General features: G+C 70.4%; 5 protein-coding genes. 2 read left to right on the top strand and 3 right to left on the bottom strand.

Annotated elements, in window-relative coordinates; genetic code table 11:
• From AC3XYG_RS14555 to AC3XYG_RS14545, 3 genes are all read right to left on the bottom strand, one after another.
• Positions 1 to 252, bottom strand: a 252-nt coding sequence (locus AC3XYG_RS14555; RefSeq protein ID WP_489140558.1) for a cysteine hydrolase family protein, incomplete at its 3' end; no start/stop codon positions are given.
• Positions 249 to 1265 (bottom strand): GlxA family transcriptional regulator, encoded by a 1017-nt coding sequence (locus AC3XYG_RS14550; protein WP_489140557.1) that lies wholly within the window; start codon positions 1263 to 1265, stop codon positions 249 to 251. The genes AC3XYG_RS14550 and AC3XYG_RS14555, both read right to left, overlap by 4 nt.
• An 86-nt stretch (positions 1266 to 1351) precedes the next feature.
• Positions 1352 to 1807 (bottom strand): MEKHLA domain-containing protein, encoded by a 456-nt coding sequence (locus tag AC3XYG_RS14545; RefSeq protein ID WP_489140556.1) that lies wholly within the window; start codon positions 1805 to 1807, stop codon positions 1352 to 1354.
• A gap of 199 nt (positions 1808 to 2006) precedes the next feature.
• On the opposite strand from AC3XYG_RS14545, the gene AC3XYG_RS14540 reads away from it, so the two are divergent.
• Together AC3XYG_RS14540 and AC3XYG_RS14535 are read left to right on the top strand one after the other, a co-directional pair.
• Positions 2007 to 2792: a substrate-binding domain-containing protein gene (locus tag AC3XYG_RS14540; RefSeq protein WP_489140555.1), complete on the top strand. Its 786-nt coding sequence runs from the start codon at positions 2007 to 2009 to the stop codon at positions 2790 to 2792.
• A gap of 117 nt (positions 2793 to 2909) precedes the next feature.
• Positions 2910 to 4306 (top strand): homocysteine S-methyltransferase family protein (locus tag AC3XYG_RS14535; RefSeq protein WP_489140554.1); only part of this gene is annotated, 1397 nt, incomplete at its 3' end.

The following is a 4306-nucleotide window of genomic DNA, read 5'->3' as shown; positions in this document are numbered from 1 at the left end:
CCGCGGCGCGAAGCCCGGCCGGAAGTCGTGGCCGGCATGGGCCGGTGCCAGGGTCGAGCCGGCTTCGACCGAATCGTGCCTGATATGCAGCAGCGGCAGCCCCGCCTGCCGCCAGGCGGCCAGCAGGCGCAGGCCGTTGGCGTCGAGATCCGGGTTGTTGCGCCGGCCCCAGGACGGCAGGTCGAAGGCCTGCTGCATGTCGATCGGCAGCAGCGCCGCCCGGCCGGATCCCAGATCAGGTGTCGGGTTCATTCTGCTCTGTGCTCCATCAGACGTGGCGGGCGAAAGCGGTCGCGATAGGCCTGCGGCGCGACGCCGACCCGGCGCAGGAAGGCCCGGCGCATGCCGTCGGCATTGCCGAAGCCGCAGGCGCGGGCCACGGTCTCGCCCGGCAGATCCGTCTCCTCCAGCCGCCGCCGCGCCGTCTCGATCCGCAGCCGCTCGACATAGGCGGCGGGGGTGGTGCCGATCTCGCGCAGGAAGGCGCGGGCGAAGTTGCGCGGGCTCATCGCCGCCCGTTCGGCCAGGGCCGGCACCGACAGGTCGGCGTCGGGGTGCGCCAGCATCCAGTCCTGCAGGTCGCGCAGCGGCGGGCGTTCCGCGACCTGCCCGGCCAGGGCGGTGCTGAACTGCGACTGGCCGCCCGGCCGCTTCAGGAACATCACGAGGTCGCGGGCGGTGGCGAGGGCCAGGTCGCGGCCGTGATCGGCCTCGATCATCGCCAGCGCCAGATCCATCCCGGCGGTGACGCCGGCGGAGGTCCAGATCCTGCCGTCCTGGATGAAGATCGGGTCGGGCTCGACCCGCACCGCCGGATAGCGCCGGCCCAGCCTTTCGCACCAGTTCCAATGCGTCGCCGCCCGGCGCCCGTCCAGCAACCCGGCCTCGGCCAGCAGCAGCGCGCCGGTGCAGACCGAGCCGAGCCGCCGCACCCGCGGCGCCGCGTCCCGAAGCCAGGCCACCAGTGCCTGATCGATGGCCGCGGCCTCTATACCGGTCCCGCCGGCCACCAGCAGCGTGTCGATGCCGTCGCTGCCCTCGGCCAGGCCGCGCTCCGCCAGGATGGCGAGACCGGAGGTGGCGCGCACCGGGCCGGCCTGCGCCGCCAGCACCTGCACCGCATAGGGCGCCGCCGCCCCGGCCCTGACCCGAAGGGCGGTGGCGGCGGCGAAGACCTCAAGCGGTCCGACGACGTCGAGCAGCTCCACGCCGGGAAAGGCGAGCACGGCGATGCAGCTTGGCGATGAGGTAGTGGGGGACGGCATGGTCCGATCTTCGCCGTCACGGCGCCCGGCAGCAATGACAGGATGCCGTCGGATTCTGCCAAGCGGTGCCGACGCAGCGGCCTGCCCTACTCGTCCCGCCAGCGCCGGTAGGTGGCGGCCTGGCCGTGCAGCACGCCGGCCTCGTCGATCAACTGCCAGACCGTGACGTCCTCGATCCAGAACCGCCGGCCGGATCTGGCGATGCGCAGGCCGCGATAGCCCGCGGCGAAGCCCTGGCGCGCGACCGCTTCCAGCAGCGCCTGCCGTTCTTCCCGGTTCGGCGCCTCGGCCGACAGGCGGGAGGGCAGCCGGGTGATCTCGTCCCAACCGTATTCGAAGCAGGCCTGGACCGCCCGGTTGCCGTAGACGAAGCGCGGATCGGCGTCGGTGTTGTGCGCCAGCACGCAGAACGGCGCGTCCTCGTAGAGCCAGCGGGCCTTCTCCGCGTCGCTGCCGCCCGTCTCGACCAGGGGCGTGCCGACCAGCCTAGTGTGGCTGCCGTCCAGCAGGCGGAAGAAATCGGGATCGAGGGCCAGGCTCATGGTGAACTCCGAAGGCGACGCACGGTTCCGGACAGGTACGATCATCCGACGACAGGAAAAGGGGCCGGGCTGCGGCACGATGTCCGCGGGCAACCTGGCGGCGGCATGGCTGGTCTGCCGGATCGCGCCCTGCGGCACACCCGGTTTTCGGGGACGATACCCGCGCAATGCCTTCGATCCCTTCGCAGCCGAGGATCTCATGACCCTGCCTTCGATCGGCCGTCGCACGGTCGCCGCCCTGGCCGGCGTGCTGCTGTTCGCCCAGGCCGCCGGTGCGGCCGAACTCCAGGTCGTCAGCTCCGGCGGCTTCGCCGCGGCCTACCGTGCCCTGGCCCCGCAATTCGAGCAGGCCAGCGGCGACAAACTGGTGATCGGCTGGGGGCCGTCGATGGGCACCACCCCGAACGCGGTGCCGGCCCGGCTGGCGCGGGGCGAAAAGCTGGATGTGGTGATCATGGTCGGCGCCGCCCTGGACGATTTGGTCAAGCAGGGCAAGGTGCTGCCCGACAGCAAGGTCGTCCTCGCCCGCTCCAGCATCGGCGTCGCGGTCAAGGCCGGCGCGCCGAAGCCGGACATCAGCTCGGCCGCGGCGGTGAAGCAGGCGCTGCTGGCGGCGAAGTCGATCGCCTATTCCGACAGCGCCAGCGGCTTCTTCATCTCGACCGAGATTTTCCAGCGCCTGGGCATCGCCGGCCTGGTGGCCGGCAAGGCGCGGATGATCCCGGCCACGCCGGTCGGCGAGATCGTGGCCGAGGGCGAGGCCGAGCTGGGCTTCCAGCAGATCGCCGAGCTGAAGCCCGTACCGGGCATCGACCTGGTCGGGCCGCTGCCGCCGGAGCTGCAGCAGGTGACGCTGTATTCCGCCGGCATCGTCGCCGGGTCGCACAACCCCGCGGCGGCCAAGGCGCTGATCGATTTCCTGTCGTCCCCCGCAGCCGCTCCGGCGATCGCCGCCACCGGGCTGGAGCCGATCGCCAAGGAATAGGGCCGCGTAGAGCCGCGGCGCCGGGGGACGCCGCCCGGCAGCAGCCCTTGAATGTTGATATAAAGATATCTTTATGTCATTACATGCCATCCCATCCTGAACCCGGTCCCGTCCGCCATGACCACGCGCGTCGAAGCCTTCGATATTCCGCTTGAACCGGTCGACGGCGCCGAGGTGCTGGCCGCCCTGACGGCGGCGGCGCGCGAGCGCGTGCTGATCCTGGATGGCGCCATGGGCACGCAGATCCAGGGGCTGGGCTTCGAGGAGGACCATTTCCGCGGCACCCATTTCCTGGGCTGCGACTGCCATCTCAAGGGCAACAACGACCTCCTGACCCTCACCCAGCCGGATGCGATCGAGGCGATCCATTTCGGCTATGCCATCGCCGGCGCCGACATCCTCGAGACCAACACCTTCTCCTCGACCTCGATCGCCCAGGCTGATTACGGCATGGAGGCGGTGGTCTACGACCTCAACCGCGACGGCGCCCGGCTGGCGCGCCAGGCCGCGGCCAAGGCGCGGCGGATGGACGGCCGGCGCCGCTTCGTCGCCGGTGCGCTGGGGCCGACCAACCGCACCGCCTCGATCTCGCCCGACGTCAACAACCCGGGCTACCGGGCGGTGACCTTCGACACGCTGCGCGACGCCTATGCCGAACAGGTGCGCGGGCTGATCGACGGCGGCGCCGAGATCATCCTGATCGAGACCATCTTCGACACGCTGAACGCCAAGGCGGCGATCTTCGGCACCGAGCTGGTCTTCATCGAGAAGGGCATCCACCTGCCGGTGATGATCTCCGGCACCATCACCGACCTGTCGGGCCGCACCCTGTCGGGCCAGACGCCGACCGCGTTCTGGAATTCGGTGCGCCACGCCAAGCCCTTCACCATCGGCCTGAACTGCGCCCTGGGCGCCAACGCGATGCGGGCGCATCTGGCCGAGATCTCGGCCGCGGCCGACACCTTCGTCTGCGCCTATCCCAATGCCGGGCTGCCGAACGAATTCGGCCAGTATGACGAGTCGCCGGAGGCGATGGCCGCCCAGATCAAGGGCTTCGTCGAGGAAGGCCTGGTCAACATCGTCGGCGGCTGCTGCGGGTCGACCCCCGACCACATCCGCGCCATCGCCGATGCGGTCGCCGGCATGCCGACCCGCAGCGTGCCGACCATCGCGCCGCTGATGCGGCTGTCGGGGCTGGAGCCGTTCACGCTGTCGAGCGACATCCCGTTCGTGAATATCGGCGAGCGCACCAACGTCACCGGCTCGGCCCGGTTCCGCAAGCTGATCACCGCGGGCGACTTCACCGCCGCGCTGGATGTGGCGCGCGACCAGGTCGCCAACGGCGCCCAGATCCTCGACATCAACATGGATGAGGGCCTGATCGATTCCGAGCGGGCGATGGTCGAGTTCCTGAACCTGATCGCGGCCGAACCGGACATCGCCCGCGTGCCGGTGATGATCGACAGCTCGAAATTCTCGATCATCGAGGCCGGGCTGAAATGCGTCCAGGGCAA

The sequence above is a fragment of the Inquilinus sp. genome (assembly GCF_057815775.1).
Note: the sequence above shows the minus strand (reverse complement) of the source record. Positions and strands in the feature narration are given on the sequence as shown.

What these genes read in the sequence shown, in the direction of transcription:
- AC3XYG_RS14550 (WP_489140557.1), bottom strand. Translation starts at nt 1,265, where the DNA reads ATGCCGTCCCCCACTACCTCATCGCCAAGCTGCATCGCCGTGCTCGCC.
- AC3XYG_RS14540 (WP_489140555.1), top strand. Translation starts at nt 2,007, where the DNA reads ATGACCCTGCCTTCGATCGGCCGTCGCACGGTCGCCGCCCTGGCCGGC.
- AC3XYG_RS14545 (WP_489140556.1), bottom strand. Translation starts at nt 1,807, where the DNA reads ATGAGCCTGGCCCTCGATCCCGATTTCTTCCGCCTGCTGGACGGCAGC.